The sequence below is a fragment of the Sphingopyxis sp. NFH-91 genome (assembly GCF_021401285.1).
GTDB lineage: Bacteria > Pseudomonadota > Alphaproteobacteria > Sphingomonadales > Sphingomonadaceae > Sphingopyxis > Sphingopyxis terrae_A.
Genome location: NZ_JACBGA010000001.1, coordinates 520,775 through 538,845 on the forward strand (window position 1 = coordinate 520,775; position 18,071 = coordinate 538,845).

The 18,071-nt window shown below is 67.1% G+C and carries 17 protein-coding genes and 1 pseudogene; 9 read left to right on the forward strand and 9 right to left on the reverse strand.

What is annotated here, in order from left to right; translation table 11 throughout:
- Positions 1–34: 34 nt before the first annotated feature.
- Entirely contained in the window at positions 35–184 is a 150-nt protein-coding gene (locus L0963_RS02570; RefSeq protein WP_202988366.1) for a hypothetical protein, read from the forward strand.
- Here L0963_RS02570 and L0963_RS02575 read toward each other — a convergent pair.
- Positions 174–950 (reverse strand): enoyl-CoA hydratase/isomerase family protein, encoded by a 777-nt coding sequence (locus L0963_RS02575; protein WP_234178540.1) that lies wholly within the window; start codon positions 948–950, stop codon positions 174–176. The two genes, L0963_RS02570 and L0963_RS02575, sit on opposite strands and share 11 nt — an antisense overlap.
- Positions 951–1,144: 194 nt before the next feature.
- Between L0963_RS02575 and L0963_RS02580 the strand changes: the two genes are divergently transcribed.
- Positions 1,145–1,612: a hemerythrin domain-containing protein gene (locus tag L0963_RS02580; RefSeq protein ID WP_082819801.1), complete on the forward strand. Its 468-nt coding sequence runs from the start codon at positions 1,145–1,147 to the stop codon at positions 1,610–1,612.
- Between the two features lie 9 nt (positions 1,613–1,621).
- Here the strand turns inward: L0963_RS02580 and L0963_RS02585 are convergent, their stop codons facing one another.
- Positions 1,622–3,262, reverse strand: coding sequence for a ShlB/FhaC/HecB family hemolysin secretion/activation protein (locus L0963_RS02585; protein WP_217372666.1), 1,641 nt, complete (start codon positions 3,260–3,262; stop codon positions 1,622–1,624).
- An 8-nt stretch (positions 3,263–3,270) separates the two neighbouring features.
- Complete coding sequence (locus tag L0963_RS02590; protein ID WP_217372665.1) at positions 3,271–4,203, reverse strand: hypothetical protein; 933 nt, start codon at positions 4,201–4,203, stop codon at positions 3,271–3,273.
- 322 nt (positions 4,204–4,525) lie between these two features.
- Between L0963_RS02590 and L0963_RS02595 the strand changes: the two genes are divergently transcribed.
- Complete coding sequence (locus L0963_RS02595) at positions 4,526–4,795, forward strand: DUF3297 family protein (protein ID WP_003040709.1); 270 nt, start codon at positions 4,526–4,528, stop codon at positions 4,793–4,795.
- A gap of 110 nt (positions 4,796–4,905) precedes the next feature.
- On the opposite strand, the gene L0963_RS02600 is transcribed toward L0963_RS02595, so the two are convergent.
- From L0963_RS02600 to L0963_RS02610, 3 genes are all read right to left on the reverse strand, one after another.
- Complete coding sequence (locus tag L0963_RS02600; RefSeq protein ID WP_003040706.1) at positions 4,906–5,469, reverse strand: CHAP domain-containing protein; 564 nt, start codon at positions 5,467–5,469, stop codon at positions 4,906–4,908.
- A 221-nt stretch (positions 5,470–5,690) separates the two neighbouring features.
- Positions 5,691–8,045: a putative bifunctional diguanylate cyclase/phosphodiesterase gene (locus tag L0963_RS02605; protein WP_062900712.1), complete on the reverse strand. Its 2,355-nt coding sequence runs from the start codon at positions 8,043–8,045 to the stop codon at positions 5,691–5,693.
- Positions 8,046–8,151: 106 nt separating this feature from the next.
- Positions 8,152–9,903: a fatty acyl-AMP ligase gene (locus tag L0963_RS02610; RefSeq protein WP_062900711.1), complete on the reverse strand. Its 1,752-nt coding sequence runs from the start codon at positions 9,901–9,903 to the stop codon at positions 8,152–8,154.
- Positions 9,904–10,085: 182 nt separating this feature from the next.
- Between L0963_RS02610 and L0963_RS02615 the strand changes: the two genes are divergently transcribed.
- The 4 genes and pseudogenes from L0963_RS02615 to L0963_RS02630 all read left to right on the forward strand — a co-directional run.
- A complete protein-coding gene (locus L0963_RS02615) occupies positions 10,086–10,658 on the forward strand; it encodes a RecX family transcriptional regulator (RefSeq protein WP_217372664.1) in 573 nt (190 codons plus the stop codon).
- 74 nt (positions 10,659–10,732) lie between these two features.
- Entirely contained in the window at positions 10,733–11,197 is a 465-nt protein-coding gene (locus tag L0963_RS02620; RefSeq protein ID WP_062902980.1) for a DUF192 domain-containing protein, read from the forward strand.
- An 82-nt stretch (positions 11,198–11,279) separates the two neighbouring features.
- Positions 11,280–11,666 (forward strand): NADH:ubiquinone oxidoreductase subunit NDUFA12, encoded by a 387-nt coding sequence (locus tag L0963_RS02625; protein ID WP_003040693.1) that lies wholly within the window; start codon positions 11,280–11,282, stop codon positions 11,664–11,666.
- Positions 11,667–11,902: 236 nt separating this feature from the next.
- A pseudogene (locus L0963_RS02630) lies at positions 11,903–12,073 on the forward strand (DUF2155 domain-containing protein); the annotation flags it as partial.
- Between the two features lie 35 nt (positions 12,074–12,108).
- Here L0963_RS02630 and aat read toward each other — a convergent pair.
- Both aat and L0963_RS02640 read right to left on the reverse strand, forming a co-directional pair.
- Positions 12,109–12,882, reverse strand: a complete 774-nt coding sequence (gene aat, locus L0963_RS02635) for a leucyl/phenylalanyl-tRNA--protein transferase (protein ID WP_217373569.1) — start codon at positions 12,880–12,882, stop codon at positions 12,109–12,111.
- On the reverse strand, positions 12,879–13,721 hold the full coding sequence (locus L0963_RS02640; RefSeq protein ID WP_217372663.1) for a class I SAM-dependent methyltransferase: 843 nt from the start codon (positions 13,719–13,721) through the stop codon (positions 12,879–12,881). The genes aat and L0963_RS02640 overlap by 4 nt, the downstream gene beginning before the upstream one ends.
- A gap of 55 nt (positions 13,722–13,776) precedes the next feature.
- Here L0963_RS02640 and L0963_RS02645 point away from each other — a divergent pair, with 55 nt between their 5' ends.
- Positions 13,777–13,962, forward strand: coding sequence for a hypothetical protein (locus L0963_RS02645; protein WP_217372662.1), 186 nt, complete (start codon positions 13,777–13,779; stop codon positions 13,960–13,962).
- A 27-nt stretch (positions 13,963–13,989) separates the two neighbouring features.
- Here the strand turns inward: L0963_RS02645 and L0963_RS02650 are convergent, their stop codons facing one another.
- Entirely contained in the window at positions 13,990–15,483 is a 1,494-nt protein-coding gene (locus tag L0963_RS02650) for a CpaF family protein (RefSeq protein WP_003040680.1), read from the reverse strand.
- A 179-nt stretch (positions 15,484–15,662) separates the two neighbouring features.
- Here L0963_RS02650 and L0963_RS02655 point away from each other — a divergent pair, with 179 nt between their 5' ends.
- Entirely contained in the window at positions 15,663–17,972 is a 2,310-nt protein-coding gene (locus tag L0963_RS02655) for a patatin-like protein (RefSeq protein WP_062900708.1), read from the forward strand.
- The last annotated feature ends 99 nt before the right edge of the window (positions 17,973–18,071 follow it).

Below are 18,071 nucleotides of genomic sequence, written 5' to 3' on the forward strand. Positions count from 1 at the left end.
GATTGCAGACATGTTTGGCCCCGGTAATGTCGATATGGAAATCTTGATCGTAGATCTTGCGCAAACGGCCATTGAGCATGTGGACGACCGCCATGGCCGCGCGGCAGCTTGGATCGTCGCAATTTTAAGCATTTCGGTCCTGATTAGCGTACCCGTTTCAATCGTGCTGTATCTCATAAACTAACGTCCGCTCCCACCCCAAACTGCCACCCCGCGACCGTCAGAACTGCCGCGCCACCCTTTCGGCGACGTCCGGCGCAACGCCGGCGCTGTTGAACACTTCGTGCGCGAGGCCGGCGGCGAGGGGGAAGGTCGGCTTGTTCGCGGTACAGCCGCTTGTAGGCGAGGACGCTGTGGCGCGACTGGGCGGCGATGGCTTCGGCGAGGGTGCGGGCGACAAGGTCGAGCCGCTCGTCGGCGACGCAATGATTGGCGAGGCCGATGCGGGCCGCCTCGTGCCCGTCGACCGGCAGCCCGGTGAAGCTCATCTCCCGCGCCTTCCATTCGCCCACGCGGCGCGGCAGGCGCTGGCTCATCCCCCAGATGGGGACCAGCCCGAACTTGCCGTGCGTATCGGCGAAATGCGCGCTTTCCGCCGCGATGATGATGTCGCCGGCCAGCGCCAGTTCGAGCCCGCCGGTAAAGCAGCCGCCCTGCACCGCGACGATCACCGGTTGCGGCAGCTCGGCGAGGCGGGTGACGATCGACGCCTGATAATGCAGCCGCGGCGCTTCGACCCCGCGTTCCTTGAGGTCGTTGCCGGCGCAGAAAACCGGCCCGTTCGCGCGCAAAATGACCGCTCCGATCGCATCGCCCGCGGCCGCGAGGTTCGAAATATGCGCGTCGAGTTCAGCCCATAGCGCGAGGTTCAGCGCATTGCGCTTGTCGGCTCGATTGAGCGTCAGCGTCGCGATCCCGCCTTCGTCGGCGCGCAATACCAGATCCGTCATCACCCGATCTCCATCCCGTTTCGCGCCAGCATGGGCGGTCGCTGTGGGCAAGTCCAGTCGGTGCCGACGCCGACGCCGACGGCGCCGCTCGCGGCGGCGGACCCGGTGGGCGCATGGCGGCGCGTGCTTAACGCTCTTTTCAGCATGCGGCGCTATTTAGACAAGCGAGGGACCGCTCGACTGGAGGGTGGTTCATGCCTTTGACGCAGGAAATGCGCCGATTGCGCGCCGAACATGCGGCGCTCGTCACCCTGTCGGGTTTCATGATCGAATTTGTTGCAGCGCGGCGCCCGCCGCGGCCGACCGAGCTGGCCGCGGTGCGCGGCATGTTTCGCGACACGCTGGTGCGCCATCTGAAGTGCGAGGATTGGGCGCTATATCCGCGGTTGCAGGCGAAGAGCGAGCCGGTGCTTGCCGAACTTGCCGCGCGCTTCGTCGACGAGATGGGCCATATCGCCGAGGCGTTCGAGGCCTATGACAGCTATTGGACCCAATTGCGCGTCGAGGCCGACTGGCCGGGCTTCTGCGGCGAAACGCGCGCGATCCTCACCGCGCTGGGCGACCGGATCGCGCGCGAGGAAAGCGAGCTTTACCCGGTGGCCGAAACGCTGTTCAAGGCCGAGGCGCCGCCACCCCGCGAGCGTGGGCGCCGCACGGCCTGAGAGCGCCGGTCAGGGGCGGATCGACACTTTCCAGGCGAGCGCGACGCGCCAACCCTGATCGAAGCCGGGGGTGGGCTGGTTCCACGCATCGGCGAACTCGACCCCGATCGTCGCATTGTCGCGGTAGGACAGGCGCACCCCGCCGCCCCAGCTTCCCAGATCGAACCGGCTGTGCGATGTCGTGGGGCGCGCGAGCAGCGTCACATCGGCATAGTCGGCGAAGGCATAGACCTCGCTCTTCGCCAGCGCGCCCTTCGCCAGCGGGCGCAGCGCCAATTCTCCGAAGCCTGCATAGCCGCGGTCGCCGCTAACCAGCCCGTCGTCGAAGGCGCGCCCGAAGCTGGCGCCGCCGACGCTGAAGCGCTGTGCCGCCGGCAGGCGGTCGCGCGTCCAGCGTCCGGTGGCGGCCGCGCGCAGCACGACGCGCTTGCCGATCGCCTGATTCGCCTCGACCGCTGCGTCGGCATGGAGGAACCCCGCTTCCCCCACCGCCGGATCGACGTGCGCGCCCGCAATGTCGAGGCCGCGCGAGACGCCGAGGCGGGCGCCGACGACGCTGCGGTCCTCGGTCAGGCGAAAGGCCAGCGCGCCGCTCGCGGTCCAGCTTTTCTCCGCCGCGAGAGTGGTGCCGAACAGGGCGTTGCGCGAATCGAGATAGTCGAGCCGCCCCGACAGGGTGAGCGTGCGCCGCGTGCTGCGGATCAGCGGGTGGGTGACCGCCAGCCCGCCGCTCCACGCCTTGCCGTCGATGGCGAGCGCACGCGGCCGGGTGCGCAGCGCCGCGACCGACAGCTCGGCGCGCGTGCCCGCGGCGCCCAGCGGCGTCGAATGGCGCGCGGTGATATAGAGCAGCGATTTGAAATCGACCGCCGCCGCGCCGCCGAGCTGGCTCTCGTCGCCGCTGCGCAGGAGGCTGTAGCCGCGCGCGGTCGCCTCGACGATGCCGTCGCGGACATAGGGGCTCGACCGCGTCGTGAAGCCGACGCCGAGCGTCGGGCGGCTGGCGTCGACCGCCAGATCGAGCGCCACCGCGCCGGGGCTGTCGCCGAGCGCCAGCGTCGGGGTGACCTTGGTGCCCGGAATGTCGGCGATAGTGCCGAGCGCGCGTTCGAACCGGGCGCGCGGCAATGGGGCTTGCCCCGGCAGCGGTGCGGCCATGCGCGCGATTAGCGGGGCGGGGCCGCCCTTCGCATCGCCGCTGATCGTCACGCGGCTTATATGCCCCTCGGCCGAGGCGACGGTGACGACGCCGTCCGCAAAATCCTGTTCGGGGATGACGAGCGTGAACAGCGCGACGCTCGACCGGTTGTAGGCGCGCGTCATCGCGGCGGCGAGGCGCTTCAGATTTTCGGTCGAGGCGGGGCGGCCGATATAGCGCTCGGCTGCCTTGGCGACATTGGCGGGAACGCCTGCCCCGATGAAGCGGACTTTGCGGATCGCGATGTCGGGGCGCCCCTGCGGCGCCGTGCGTGCCGGCGACGGCGCTGCGATCTGGGGATCGGGAAGCGGGAAAGGCCGGTCGCTGGTCGGGGACAGCGGCGGGCGCCCCGGTTCGAGCGGGGTGGTCGACGATTGGGCGGCGGACGCCGCGGCGGGCAGGAGCATCGCTGCTGCCAACGCCGCGGCGCCGCACCGGTTCGGGCTGCGCATGATCGCGATCAATCCCCGCGCGGCGGCTTCAACCCGCCGAGGAGGCCGCCGACACCCTGGGTGACGCCCGAGACCAGACCGCCTTTTTCGGTGCCTGAACCCCCGGCCTGACCGCCTGCCTGACCGACTACGCCGCCGACGGTGGTGCCGACCGTGCCGGTCAGCGTGCCGACCAGATTGCCCGCCCCGCTGCCCGGTGTGCCGGTCCCCGGCACCGCGCCGCCAAGACCTCCGAGCAGATTGCCGCTGCCGCCGGGTTGCAGCGTCACGAGGTTGCCGTTCGACCCGACCCCGACGGTCAGCAGCGATCCGTTGGTCTGGCCGGGCGACAGGATGCTCGCCCCGATCAGCGGCGAGGCGTCGGGCGACCCGATCGCGGTGGCTTTGCCGATCGTCGCGGTGACAAGTTCGCCGGGCGCGGCGGCAAGGCCGTCGAGCAGATATTGCTGGCCGTTGCCCGTCTGGACGAGCGCGACGCCGGTGCTCTTGACCACGCCGACGACCGTGCCGACGAGGTTGGTGCCGCCGGGCAATTTGCTGTCGACCGCATTGGCGAGGAGCAACGTCTTGTCGGCGACGACATTGACGAGGCCGCCCGATTTGACGAGCACGCCGCCGATCACCGGATTGACGTTCGCAGGGTCGCCGGTGTTGGCAAGCAGGCCGGTGCCCGCGATACCGCCCGGCCCGACCAGACCGCCGACAGCCAGCGCGCCCGCATCCCCAAGGCCGAGCGCGCCGCCCGCGGGGCCGGCGGGGCCAGCGGGGCCTTGCGGTCCGGCGGGCCCTTCGGGGCCTTGCGGGCCGGCAGCGCCGGTCGGTCCGGCCGGGCCGACCGCGCCGACGCGGTAGCTTCCCGACGATTCGCAGGCGCCGAGCGCCAGACAGACGGGCAGGGCGATGAGCAAGGAAATGCGACGATCAAGACGCGTCGAAACCATGGACGTTCTCCTTCACGCGTGGATCTGGTCCCTGTCCGGAAGACGCCGCCTCCCCGAAAAAAGTTTCGTCTTTTCCTATGGTTAATTCGGATTTCGGCGCGCCTGTTGCCGCTTGGGCCACGCAAATGCGCGCCATTCGGCCGGTTCCGGAAATATCGGGCATTAACCCTCTATTTCGCGACGGGACGTTGCGCGCGCGGCGCGGGGTAGCGCTTCTGTTCCGCTATGGCACGCAAGGCGCGGCGGCATGGCAGGGCGCCGCGGCGCTTGATTTGCGAGGCTGGCTCGCCTAGCGGCAGCGGCCAGAAAACGGAGATTTCAGATGACCGATACGCCCCCCGACCGCCTGTCGACCAACCCCCGCTCGCCCCATTTCGACATGGAGGTGCTGCAACGCGGCATCGGCATCCGGTTCAAGGGCCAGGAACGTACCGACGTCGAGGAATATTCGATCTCGGAAGGCTGGATCCGCGTCGCGGCGGGCAAGTCGAAGGATCGTTTCGGCCAGCCGATGACGATCAAGCTGTCGGGCCCGGTCGAAGCCTGGTTCGAAGATGCCGGGGCCGAGAGCGACGACGCGTCGGACGACTGAACGGCCTTTCGCCATTGCAAGCGCAGCGAAGCAATCTCCGGCTGTCGATCTGGAGATTGCTTCGCTGCGCTTGCAATGACGATTAGCGGTTAGACTTTGCTCAGTTCAACTCAGCGCAGCGAAGCGGCGACGACGTCGAGGCCGTTGCCCGGCTTCCAATTGTTGCTCGCCCACACCGGTGCGTCGAAGGTCGAGCTGTCGGGCGCGCTGTCGCTGTCGGGATAGATGAAGCCCTGCACCGGGTTGGCGCGCAGGCCGAGATCGCCGATCGGCGCATACCAGACGCGCACCGCGCTCCAGTCGCCAGCGTCGCTGACGTCGACGACGCGGACGTTGCGCTCGATCTGGCCGCGGCGGCCGTTGATCGGCGACCAATTGGCATGGTCGATCAGGATTTCGCGGTCGCTGATGACCTTTTTCACGACGGCGACATGGCCCAGCGGCATGCCGCGGGTCGCGGCGAATGCCATGACGGCACCCTTCCGGGGTTCGTGGCCACGCTTATATTCACCGGCCGCCTGCGACCACCAGGTCTTGGCATTGCCGCGGATTTCGACACCCGATTCCGAACGGGCGAAGGGGACGCACTGGAGATAGCTCTGCGCGGCGGCAGGAAGGCTGACGAGCAGCGAAGCACACAGCGCAAATGCACCCAGAAAGCGGCGATGAAGCATGACAGGCGACCCCCCATTGGCTTGTCTTCAAGCGTTGCAGCGTCTCTGCCACAGGCTTTCGCAACCACCACCCGTCTAGCGGTGAGTTGCGCCGTTGGTGCGGTGGGTGGGGGAACCTTTTGTTAAGCCGTGCAATTCGTCGCTCAGGCTCTTCGCTTCGTCGCCGAACGGGCGTTTCGGCGCCGCGGCGGACCGATGCGGAAGCGGTGAACCGAGGGCGGTCAGGCCGCCGCGGTCGCGATCGATTCGGGCGGCCGGAACAGCGTCAGCACGTCAGTTGCCGGCATCGGACGGCCATAATAATAGCCTTGGATATTGCTGCACCCGAGCGTGCGTAGCGTGTCGACCTCGACTTCGGTTTCGGCGCCTTCTGCGGTCGTAGACATGCCGAGGCTGTCGGCGAGCGCGACGACGGCGCGGATGATCGCGATCGATTCGATGCTGCCCTTTGCGGCGCCGACGACGAAGCTGCGGTCGACCTTGATGGTCGAGAATTGCGTCTTGCGCAGATAGCCGAGCGATGAATAGCCGGTGCCGAAATCGTCGAGCGACAGCCGGACGCCGAGGCCGATGAGTTGGTCGAGCAGCTGCGCTGCGCCGCCGCCGTCGCGCAAAAAGACGCTTTCGGTCACTTCGATCTCGAGCCGCTGTGGAGGCAGGCCGCTCTGCGCGAGCGCGGAGACGACAACCGAGGCGAAATTGGGATCGGTGAGCTGTTCGGCCGACACGTTGATCGCGATCTTCAGATTCGACGGCCAGCGCATCGCTTCGGCGCAGGCGGTGCGCAGCACCCATTCGCCGATCGGGCCGATCAGGCGGCTGTCCTCGGCCAGCGGAATGAAGCGGCCGGGCGATACGCTGCCGAGTTTCTGGTTGGTCCAGCGGATCAGGGCCTCAAAGCCGTTGAGCGTGCCGTCCTCGGCGGTGACGACGGGCTGGTAGTAGAGTTCGAACTCCTTGCGATCGAGCGCGCCGCGCAATTCCTGCTCCATCACGCGCCGTTCCTCGGCCTGGGCGTGAAGCGAGGCGACATAGGCGGCGACGACATTGCCGCCCTTGTCCTTCGACTTGTAGAGTGCAAGGTCGGCGTTGCGGGTCAGCGTTTCGACCGTATTGCCGTCCTGCGGCCCGATCGCATAGCCGACGCTGGCGCCGACGAAGAGCTGGTGATTGTCGACCACATAGGGCCGGCTGATCGTCGCGATGATCCGCCGCGCCAGATCCTCGATCTCCTTGGACGAGACGATATTGTGAAGCACGACCGCGAATTCGTCGCCGCCCAGGCGGCCGCAGGTCATGCCCTGTTCCATCATGCTCTTGAGCCGCGCGGCGACCTGCGCGAGCAATTTGTCGCCGACCGGATGGCCGAGCGTATCGTTCACCGCCTTGAAGCGATCGAGGTCGATCATCATCATTGCACAGCGTGATTTCGCCTCGAGCGCGTGGGTCAGTGCGCGCGCCAGGTCTTCGTGCAGGCTCAGCCGGTTGGGCAGGCCTGTCAGATTGTCGAAGCGCGCCATCTTGGCAATCTGTTCGGCGGTGGCATGTTGTTCGGTGACGTCTGATCCGACGCCGCGGAAGCCGAGGAACTTGCCGCTCTCGTCGAGGCGCGGCGATGCCGACAATTCCCACCAGCGGCGCTTGCCGGCGATCGTCACGGGGACGATCAGGTTTGAAAAGCTTTCGCGTCGCTTCATCCGTTCGGCCATGTCGTGCAGCGCCTTGGGAAAGGTCGCGCTTTCCCATGCGTCGCCCGACAGCGCCCGAAGCAGCGGAATGCCTTCGAGTGCCTCGGCGCTGCCGCCGAGCGCATAGGCAAGGCGCGGCGATACATGGACCAGCCGGCGCGAATTGTCGGTCTGCCACAGCCAGTCGGCCGAGGTGTCCTCGAACTCGCGCAGCAGCAGGCTGACCGTCTCGGACTTTTCGTGCAGCACCGTTTCGGCCCGGCGGATACGGATGTGCGTCTGCGCAAAGCGAAGGCAGAAGGTGGCGAGGAGCAGCCCCGCAACCATCGTCACGCCGGTCAGCTGCGGCGCGCCTGCCGCCGCGGTCGCGAGCGAGGCCGAAAGCGTGACGGGCGCGATATAGAGAATGCAGGTCAGCGGCATGCTGTGCGCGACCATCGTCAGCGCGAGCATCAGCAGCAGCGCGATCGTCCACAGCGAAAGGACGTGGTCGAGCGTGGGCGTCAGACCCTGCAACCAGAAGGCGCCGCCCCAGAGCAGCGCCGAATACAGCGCATGGCGATGACAAAGGCGAAACTCTGCCGCGGTCGCGAATTTGGGATCGTCGAGCGGCAACCTGTCGAAGGTGCGGAACGACCATATCGAAAAGGCGAGCGTGACGAGGAGCCACCCGACGACGACCGGCCACGCCGTTTCCATCATCATGGTGAACCCCGCGACCAGCGCCATACCCCCGTTGAGAAGGAGGCGCAGTGCGCCCCGGCCGCGCAGCGGCGCGATCTGGAGCTGGCGCAGGTCGCCGACCGCTTCGTCCTGCCGGGTCAGGCCCAACAGGGTGCGCAGCGGAAGATCATCGTCCGAAATCTGGTCGCTAAACAGGCTTTTCACGCCGCTTGCATAGCGAAAGCGGGTTACCCGAAAGTAACCGCGCGCTTCGCTTCGTCGCATTTTCTGTACCGAAGCGGAACAGAATTGGCGCTGCGCACCGTTCGGCTCAGGCGGCGATCCGGAAGGGCTGGATCTCGCCCGCCAGATATTGCGCGCGCGCCTTCGAGCGGCTGAGCTTGCCCGAGCTGGTTCGCGGCAGCGTGCGCGGCGGGATCAGCTCGACGAGGCAGTTCATGCCGGTGATCGCGCGGACCCGGTCGCGGATCGTTTCGTGCAGCGCCGCGCGTTCCTTTTCGTCGCTGGTGCGGCATTGGACGAGCACCGCCGGCGTCTCTTCACCGCCCGGCGTGGTGATCGCGAAGGCGGCGATGTCGCCCGACTTGAAGCCCGGCAATTGTTCGACCGCCCATTCGATATCCTGCGGCCAGTGATTCTTGCCGTTGATGATGATCATGTCCTTGGCGCGGCCGACGATATAGATGTAACCATCTGACAGATAACCCATATCGCCGGTATCGAGCCAGCCGTCCTTCATGCAGGCGGCGGTCGATTCGGGATCGCGATAATAGCCGGTCATCAGCGACGGGCCGGTGCACCACACCTTGCCGACGGTCTGGTCGGGAAGGATATTGCCGTCCTCGTCGCGAACCTCGATCGTCATGTCGCGCACCGCGCGGCCGCAATTGACGATCGCGCGGTAGCGGGTGGGACGTCCGGCGTCGCCGCTGGCCCCCGACAATTCGGTTTCCTCGACCAGTTCGACGACGATCCCCTCGCCCGGCGGCATGATGCTGACCGCCAGCGTCGCTTCGGCGAGGCCGTAGCTCGGCAGAAAAGCGCTCGCCTTGAAACCCGCGTCGGCGAAGGCGTCGACGAAGCTTTGCATCACGTCGGGGCGGATCATGTCGGCGCCGTTGCCGGCGACGCGCCAACGCGACAGGTCGAAGCGGTCGGCGACATGCGTCTGACTGGAAATACGGCGCGCGCAGATGTCGTAGCCGAAGGTCGGCGAATAGCTGAGCGTCGTGCCGCTGTTCCGGCTGATGAGATCGAGCCAGGCGAGCGGACGGCGGGCGAAATCCTCGGTCTTCAGATAGTCGACCGAGACCTGGTTCGCGACCGGCGACAGGAAGCAGCCGACGAGCCCCATGTCGTGATACCAGGGCAGCCACGAAATGCAGCGGTCGCTGTCCCGCAATTCCATTCCGTGCGCGTGCGCCGCGAGATTGTTGAGCAGTGCCGCATGGGTGACGGCGACCCCGTGCGGGAAGCGCGTCGAGCCACTGCTATATTGCAGATAGCAGGTTTCGTCGGGCTTCTGTTCCGGCAGGTCCGCGACGGGGGCCGGGCGCGCCGCAAATTCGCTCCAGTCCATCGGCTGGACGCCGCGCTGTTCGGCGGCTTCGGTCGCCATGGCGGCGATTTCCGGCGGGAAGAACAGCATCTTGGGGTCGCAGCTCGTGAGCTGGACGACAAGCTGTCCGACATAGGAATCGCGCCCGCCGAAGCTGGTCGGCAGCGGCAGCGGCACCGGCCAGGCGCCGGCATAGATGGTGCCGAAGAACAGCGCGGCAAATTCGGCGCCGGTTTCGGCGACCAGCGCGATGCGGTCGCCGGGCTGTACCCCCGCCGCCACGAGGCGATAGGCAGCCTCGAGCGCATCGGCCTTGAGCTCGCTATAGGGATAGGGGCGGATCAGGCGCCCGCGCGGATCGTGAAAATTGAGCCCGCGCGTACCCGCGGCGGCATAGTCGAGCGCTTCGCCGACGGTGGCGAAGTTCGAAAAGCGGCGCGGCTGGGCGCATTCGGTCGGGGTGGGGACAAGCGCCTCCACCGCAGGAGCGGAATTTTCGGTCATAAGGGGTGTCGAATCCCGGGAAACGGGGGATGCGGCAACAAGCATGTCATCTTCCGGTGCCATGATGAGCGTGCGCGATCCCTGACTGTTTGAACATAATCGCCCATTTTTCCGGGCTTTCCGCCGGGCATAGGGGCTCTGATCGTTCTCAATCGGACCCGACTGTGGCATAAACATGGCATATGGCCAACCGCCGCACTCCGTCCGACCGAAGCAAAAAGCCGCTCGACGCATCGCGACTCGACGAATTGGCGCTCGCCTATGTGACGCGATTCGCCACCAGCCGGGCGAAATTGCTGCGCTATCTGGGGCGCAAGCAGCGCGAGGCCGAATGGACCGATGCGGCCGATCCGCGTGCCGCTTGCGACGCGATCGCCGACCGTATGGAGCGGCTGCGCTACCTTGATGACCGGCAATACGCCGCGATGCGCGGCGCCGCGATGACGCGGCGCGGGCTGGGCGCGCGGCGCGTGCGCGCGCAGCTTTTCGTCGACGGCATCGACGAAGCGGATGCGGGCGAGGCGATCGACGCCGCCGAGGGCGCGGCGATGGCTTCAGCCCTCGGATTTGCGCGTCGCCGCCGCTTCGGTCCGTTCGCGCGCCAGCCGCTCGACGATCCCGCGCAGCGCGAGCGCCAGATGGCCGCCTTCGCGCGCGCCGGCCATTCGCCGGCGCTCGCGCGGCGCATCCTCGCTGTCCCGCCGGGGGACGCGGCGGCGCTGGCCGCGCTGGACGCCGAGGCGGCGCTCGATTAGGCAGCGGCGCTGAACGTCCGGTACCCCGAGACCGGCGACAAGAAGGCGACCAGAAAGTCGACAAGGAGATGCCGATGCGAGCCATGCTGACCGCCCTCATCCTGGCGCTCGCGCTACCCGTCGCGGGCTGCGACAAGGGCGCCGAGGCCGAAGCCGGCGCCGAGGCGACGGTGCCGCTGATCATCGCGATGGCGGGCACCACCCACCGCTTTCGCGTCGAGGTCGCGCGAACCGAGGCCGAACAGGAAAAGGGGCTGATGTTCCGCACGTCGCTGCCCGCCGATGGCGGCATGCTGTTTCCGTTCGCCAAGCCGAAGATCGCCAATTTCTGGATGAAGGACACGCTGATCCCGCTCGACATGATCTTCGTGCGCGCCGACGGCAGCATCGACCGGATCGCCGAAAACGCCATCCCCGAATCGCTCGATCCCGTCGTCAGCGGCGGCGAAGTGGCGGCGGTGCTCGAGCTGGCGGGCGGTACCGCGGCGAAGCTGGGGATCGATGAAAGCGCCAAGGTGACGTGGCAGGACGCAAAGTAGGGGCGGGGCAGGCGCTAATGGCGCCGCTTTTCGCCAAAGACCGCTTGCGAAGCCCGCACGCTTGCCTGTAAACGCCACCGCCATGAGCATCTTGGGCAAGATTTTCACCTGGTGGGACGGCGCGACCGTCGGCACGCTGCTGAGCAGCTGGAAAAATGGCGAGCAGGTAGGCGAGGACGGCCTTGGCAACCGCTATTTCCGGTCGCGCGACGGCAAGCGCCGCTGGGTGCTCTACAAGGGATCGAACGACGCGAGCCGCGTGCCGCCCGAATGGCACGGCTGGCTGCACGGCACCTTCGACGAACTGCCGTCCGACGTGCTGCCCGCGCCACGCCCCTGGCTCGCCGAGCCGACTGCAAATCTGACCGGCAGCCTGGGTGCCTATCGCCCCGCCGGCGCGCTCGAACGCGGCGGGCATCGCGCCGCCGCGACTGGCGATTACGAGGCCTGGCGGCCCGGCGCCGACTGAGCGCCGTGGCGACGCCGCTTTTCCGTTCCGCGCTGATCGCGCTGCTCGCGGCGACGACGCTGGCCGGCTGCGATCGCGGCAACCAGACCAAGACGACGAGCAACATCCCGCAGATCGCCAAGTCCGAAACCGTGCCGCAGGAAGTCGGCGGGATCGAAGGCGCGACCCCGATGGCCGAACGCGTTGCAGTGGTGGGCCTGCTCAACAAGCGCAACGGGCTGGTGCAGGATCTGACGATGAAGCCGGGCGATACCGCGCGTGTCGGCCGCGCGATCGTTCGCCTGCGCGCCTGCGAACAGACGGCGCCGTGGGAAGATCCCCCCGAAACCGGCGCCTTCGTGCAATTGTCGGTGCAGGATCAGCGCGACAATAAATGGTATCGCGTCTTTTCGGGCTGGGTGTTCAAGGAACGCCCCGAGCGCAATGTGATCCAGCACCCGATCTATGATGTCTTCGTCAAAAGCTGTGCGATGACATATCCGGGCGGCGAACCCGTCGCGCGCTCCGCACCCAAGGCAGTATCGGCGCCCAAGGCATCGAGCGCCGACCAGTCGCCCGCCGGGAATGGCGGCGAGGGTACTCCGGCTCCGGCCGCTCCCGCGGCGGCGCCCAAGGCCGCATCGCCGGCCCCCGACAGCACCGAGTAAAGCCGCGCGAGATAGGCGGCCTGGGGCATTTCGATCGCGCCCAGGCTGGCGAGGTGCGGCGTCATGAACTGGCAATCGAGCAGCTCGAAGCCCCCGGCACTGAGCCGCGCGACGAGATGCGCGAGCGCGATTTTCGAGGCGTCGCGCATCCGGCTGACCATCGACTCGCCGAAAAAGGCGCGCCCCAGCGACACGCCATAGAGGCCGCCGACCAACTCCCCGTCGTACCAGCATTCGACGCTATGGGCATGGCCCATGCGGAACAATCGTTCGTAGCTCGCACGGATCACCGGGTTGATCCACGTCGTCGGCCGGTCGTCGGCGGCTTCGGCGCACAGCGCCGTCATCGCGGGAAAGGCGGTGTCGGTGGTGACGCGGAAACGGTCGGCGAGCAGCAGCTTGCGCAGGCTGCGCGACAGGTGAAAGCCATCGAGCGGCAGGATCGCGCGCAGCCGCGGTTCGACCCAATGGACCGACGGGTCGTCCGCCCCGTCGGCCATCGGGAATATCCCCTGCGCATAGGCGCTGAGCAGCAGCGCGGGGTCGATCGTTTCGAGCGGCTTGCTCAGCTTGCCGGCTTCACGAACTTCAGCGTCATGCGGTCCGATTCGCCGATCGCGACATATTTTTCGCGGTCGATATCCTTGTTGGTCAGCGTCGGCGGCAGGCTCCACACGCCCTTTTCATAATCGTGCGTGTCCCGGGGGTTGGCGTTGACCTCGCTTTCGCCCGCCAGCGTGAAGCCGGCGGCTTCGGCAAAGGCGACGACCGACGAGCGCTTCATATAGCCGCTCTTTTCCTCGAGTGCTGAATCCATCGCCTCGGGCAGGCGGTGGTCGACGACGCCGAGTACGCCGCCGGGCTTCAGCATCGCATAGATTTGCTGGAATGCTTCGGCGGTCTTGTCCATGCCGCCGAAGCGCCAGTTGTGGACGTTGCGAAAGGTCAGCACCACGTCGGCGCTGCCGTCGGGCACTTTGGGTCCGGCACCGGTTGCAGGAAATTCGGCGAGCTTGACCGCGCCATAGGCGTCGGGCTTGGCCTCCTGCCATTTGCGGACCGTATTCAGCCCGCGCTCCCACGGCGCCGCGGCATAGAGCGTGCCTCCACCGCTTTGGGTCAGCGGCGCCAGAATCTCGGTATACCAGCCGCCGCCCGGCCACAGCTCGACGACCGTATCGCCCGGCTTCACGCCGAAGAAGGCCAGCGTTTCGGCGGGATGGCGCGCCGCGTCGCGCGCGACGTTGGCGGGGGTGCGGGTCGGCGCCGCCACCGCTGCGGCGATCGCGCCGTCCGGCGCGGCACCGTGTGCGCCATGATCGCCATGTCCGGCGTGCGGATCGGCCATCGCGAACGCCGGAGCGGTGGCGGCAAGAAGAGCGGTTGCAATAATCGGAAGCGAACGCATATCGGCACCTCGTCACTGGGGGGAAGATCCCCTGTTTGCGAAGGGTTGAGCGTCAATGCAAGTGTCGATGCTGTCGGTGAGCGCAACTGCTGCGATCCTGTTCGGTGTCGCCGAACTCGCCGAGTGGCGCCGCCGCAATCGCCGCGACGTCGACAACGTCGGTTTCATGCCGTGGCGCGGCATCGCGCTGGTGAGCGTAGCGGTCGCGATCGTGGCGGCGGCGCTGGCGCTCAAGCCCTAAGCGTCACCTCCCCCCCGCAGGCGGATCTTACAGGCAGGCCTCGAGGTACGGCTGATCGAAACCGTACTGGCGCGCCTTTTCCAGCGTATAGGGACGCAGGCCCATCGAGCGATATTCGCCGATGATCTTTCCGTCCTTGTCCTCGTCCAAATATTCGAACTTGAACAATTCCTGGGTGACGATGACGTCGCCTTCCATGCCGATTACCTCGGTCACGTTGGTGACGCGGCGCGAGCCATCGCGCAGACGCTTGATCTGGACGATCAGGTCGACCGAGTCGGCGATCTGTTTCGAGATCGCTTCCTTCGGAATCTTGATGTCGCCCATCAGCACCATATTTTCCATACGGCCAAGGCATTCGCGCGGGCTGTTCGAGTGCAGCGTACACATCGACCCGTCGTGACCGGTGTTCATCGCGGCGAGGAGGTCGAAACACTCCGCGCCGCGGACCTCGCCCATGATAATGCGGTCGGGACGCATACGCAGCGCGTTCTTGACGAGATCGCCCATGTGAATGGCGCCATTGCCCTCGAGGTTCGCCGGGCGCGTTTCGAGCGGCAGCCAGTGCGGCTGCTGCAGCCGCAATTCGGCGGCATCCTCGATGGTCAGCACGCGCTCGCCGGGGTCGATCATCTTCGACAGGGCGTTGAGCATCGTCGTCTTACCCGAACCCGTACCGCCCGAGATGACGATGTTGAACCGGCTCGCGCCTGCGATCTTCAGCGCGGTGCACATCTTCTGGCTCATGGCGCCCCACTGACAGAGCATGTCGAGCGTGATCGGCTTGGCCGAGAATTTACGAATCGAGATCGCGGTGCCGCGAAGCGAGAGCGGCGGCACGATCACGTTGACGCGGCTGCCGTCCTTCAGACGGGCGTCGGCGAGCGGCGTTGTCTGGTCGACGCGGCGGCCGACCTGGTTACAGATGCGCTGGGCGATCTGGAAAAGATGCTGTTCGTCGCGGAACTGGATCGGCGCGATGACGAGCTGGCCCTTGCGCTCGACATAGGTCTGATACGGGCCGTTGACCATGATGTCGCTGATGTCGGGGTCGGAGAGCAGCTCTTCGAGCGGGCCGAAGCCGAGCAATTCGTCGACGAGCACCTTTTCGAGCGCGAATTGCTCGCGGCGGTTGAGCGTGATGCGCAGCTCGGCGAGCACTTCGAGGATGATCGGGCGGAATTCCTCGGTCAGCTCGTCCTTCGACAGCGTCGCCGCGGCCTCGGGATCGACGCGTTCGAGCAGGCGCGGCAGCACCTGTTCCTTGATTTTGTGGACGCTGGCTTCGAAGCCCTGCGCCTTTTCGGGCTCCATCGCCTCGGCGGTCGACCGCTGGTTCAGCCGCTCCATCGCCTCCATTTCGGGGCTCAGGTTCGACGGCGGCGGGGGTGCCTCGGCGGCCGGCGTGTCGATCGCAGGAAATTGCGCGCCGCCGGCCATGCCGGGGCCAGCCTGCATCGGCTTGGCCACGCCAAAGGCGGGGCGGCCTGCGGTTCCGGGACGGCGTCCGAATGCACTCATCGCTTCTTCCTGCTTCGACTCTACAGACTGGGAAATCGGCCACATTTGATGGCCAAACCCCCATTCGACACGGTGAATAAATCGGAAACTTTGATATTGTCCTAATGCGCCGCCCGGCTTTTCGGGAACCGACCGGCAAGGGGTGACGCGGCGTGCGGAAGCGCGCTATCAGGTCGCCGATGCGCGAGAAGGAATTACGCTTTGCCCTGATCTGCTACGGCGGCATCAGCCTTGCCGTCTACATGCACGGCATCACCAAGGAAGTGTGGCGGCTCGCGGCGGCGTCGCGCACCTTTCATGACGAGGCGGAACCGGCGGCGGTCGATGCCTATGGCGAATTGCTGGTCGCGCTCGCGGCGCGCAGCGGGATCAAGCTGCGCGTCCTGGCCGACATCATCGCGGGCGCCAGCGCGGGCGGCATCAACGGCATTTTCCTCGCGCGGGCGATGGCGACCGGCCAGTCGCTCGACCCGCTCACCGAATTATGGCTCGACGATGCCGATGTCGACCGGCTGATCGACCCGGATGCGCGGCCGTTGTCGGCGGCAACCAAATTCTGGGCGGTGCCGATCGCCGGCTGGGCGATGAAGCGGCGCGGCAATGTCATCGACCGCACGGTGGGCGAGGGCGCGCAGGACGAGGTGCGCGCCAAGCTGTCGCGCTTCGTGCGCGCGCGCTGGTTCGAACCGCCCTTCGGCGGACAGATTTTCTCCGGCCTGCTGCTCGATGCCTTCGATGCGATGGCGTCGGGGCCGCAGGGGCGGCCGCTGCTGCCGGCGGGTCAGCCGGTCGACCTGTTCGTCTCGGTGACCGACTATGCGGGGCACAGCATGCCGCTCGCGCTCAACAGTCCGCCGCGCGTGACCGAGCAGGAACACCGGCTGATCATGCATTTCCGGCAGGACGGCCGCGCGGGCAAGCGGCTCGACGACGTCCCCGGCCTCGCTGCCGCGGCGCGCGCGACCGCCAGCTTTCCCGGCGCCTTTCCGCCCTTCACGCTGCGCGAACTCGACAGCGTGCTCGAAAAGCGCGGCATCGCCTGGCCGGCGCGCGCCGATTTCGTCCGCGTCCAGCTTCCGACGGGGAGCGAGGCCGACCCCTCCGACCGGGTGCTCATCGACGGGTCGGTGCTCGCAAACGCGCCGTTCCGTCCGGCGATCGCGGCGCTCAAGCAGCGGCCGGCGCGGCGCGAGATCGACCGGCGCTTCGTCTATATCGATCCCAAGCCCGATTATCGCTCGATCAGCTTCGGCAAGCCTGGCGAGGCAGGCGAGGGCGAAGCGCGCCGCCCGCCGGGCTTTTTTTCGACCATCCTCGGCGCACTGTCCGAAATTCCGCGCGAACAGCCGATCCGCGACAGCGTCGAGGCGATCGAGAATATGTCGCGGCGCATCCGCCGCATGCAGCGCGTCGTCGATGCGATGAAGGTCGAGGTCGAGGAGCAGGTGGCGGCGCTGTTCGGCACGACCTTCTTCCTCAACACCCCGACCCCGGCGCGGCTCGACCGCTGGCGCGCAAAGGCGCAGGCCGAGGCGGCGGCGCGCGCCGGCTTCGCCTATGCGCCCTATGGCCACCTCAAGCTCTCGGCGGTGGTCGAGGAGCTGGTCGCGCTGATCGACCGGCTGGCACCGCCCGAGGGCGACATCCATCAGCGCAACCGGCGCGACGCCGTGTGGGACGAAATCCGCAGCCGCGGGCTCGACCGCATTTCGGGCAAGCGCGGTTCGGGCGCGAGCACCGACGCGATTGCCTTTTTCCGCACCCACGACCTTGGCTTTCGCATCCGGCGTCTGCGCTTCCTCGCGCGCGAACTCGACGCCGCGGTCGAGGCAAAGCGCGATGCGCCCGATCCGGCGTGCGAGACGATGCGCGGCGCGATCTACACCGCGCTCGGCCTCTATCTCGAACGCGAGGGCGACCAGTGGCTCGAGCGGCTCGACGTGCCCGCCGACGCCAGCGCGGCGCAGTGGATCGACGCGATCGCCGAACGGCGCGATCTGGTCAGCGTCGATGCCGATGCCGATATATTGATCGCCGCCGCGCTCGGCAGCCTGCCCAAGGACGACCGGCGCACGATGCTGCTCGCCTATCTCGGCTATCCTTTTTACGACATTGCCACCCTGCCGCTGTTGCAGGGCGAGGGGTTCGACGAATTCGATCCCATCAAGATCGACCGCATCTCGCCGTCGGACGCGACCGCGATCCGCACCGGCGGCGCGGCGTCGATGCTCAAGGGGATCGAGTTCAACAGCTTCGGCGCCTTCTTCAGCCGCGCCTATCGCGAGAATGACTATCTGTGGGGGCGGCTCCACGGTGCCGACCGGCTGATCGACATCGTCGCGTCGAGCGTCGGCGGCGAGGGTGCGCTGCGCACCGACGAACTGGCGGCGCTCAAACGCCGGGCTTTCTACGCGATCCTCGATGAAGAGGAACCGCGCTTACCCAAGGTCGCGGCGCTGATTGCCGAATTGCGGGGCCAGATTGGGTAACTCACCCGTCATTGCGAGCGAAGCGAAGCAATCTCCAGCTATCGAGGTGGTAGGACGATGGCTGGAGATTGCTTCGTCGCGGCGCTCCTCGCAATGACG

Coding starts and splice junctions, on each gene's coding strand:
- L0963_RS02570 (WP_202988366.1), top strand. CDS start 35: ATGGAAATCTTGATCGTAGATCTTGCGCAAACGGCCATTGAGCATGTG.
- L0963_RS02575 (WP_234178540.1), bottom strand. CDS start 950: ATGACGGATCTGGTATTGCGCGCCGACGAAGGCGGGATCGCGACGCTG.
- L0963_RS02580 (WP_082819801.1), top strand. CDS start 1,145: ATGCCTTTGACGCAGGAAATGCGCCGATTGCGCGCCGAACATGCGGCG.
- L0963_RS02585 (WP_217372666.1), bottom strand. CDS start 3,262: ATGCGCAGCCCGAACCGGTGCGGCGCCGCGGCGTTGGCAGCAGCGATG.
- L0963_RS02590 (WP_217372665.1), bottom strand. CDS start 4,203: ATGGTTTCGACGCGTCTTGATCGTCGCATTTCCTTGCTCATCGCCCTG.
- L0963_RS02595 (WP_003040709.1), top strand. CDS start 4,526: ATGACCGATACGCCCCCCGACCGCCTGTCGACCAACCCCCGCTCGCCC.
- L0963_RS02600 (WP_003040706.1), bottom strand. CDS start 5,469: ATGCTTCATCGCCGCTTTCTGGGTGCATTTGCGCTGTGTGCTTCGCTG.
- L0963_RS02610 (WP_062900711.1), bottom strand. CDS start 9,903: ATGACCGAAAATTCCGCTCCTGCGGTGGAGGCGCTTGTCCCCACCCCG.
- L0963_RS02615 (WP_217372664.1), top strand. CDS start 10,086: ATGGCCAACCGCCGCACTCCGTCCGACCGAAGCAAAAAGCCGCTCGAC.
- L0963_RS02620 (WP_062902980.1), top strand. CDS start 10,733: ATGCGAGCCATGCTGACCGCCCTCATCCTGGCGCTCGCGCTACCCGTC.
- L0963_RS02625 (WP_003040693.1), top strand. CDS start 11,280: ATGAGCATCTTGGGCAAGATTTTCACCTGGTGGGACGGCGCGACCGTC.
- L0963_RS02640 (WP_217372663.1), bottom strand. CDS start 13,721: ATGCGTTCGCTTCCGATTATTGCAACCGCTCTTCTTGCCGCCACCGCT.
- L0963_RS02645 (WP_217372662.1), top strand. CDS start 13,777: ATGCAAGTGTCGATGCTGTCGGTGAGCGCAACTGCTGCGATCCTGTTC.
- L0963_RS02650 (WP_003040680.1), bottom strand. CDS start 15,483: ATGAGTGCATTCGGACGCCGTCCCGGAACCGCAGGCCGCCCCGCCTTT.
- L0963_RS02655 (WP_062900708.1), top strand. CDS start 15,663: ATGCGCGAGAAGGAATTACGCTTTGCCCTGATCTGCTACGGCGGCATC.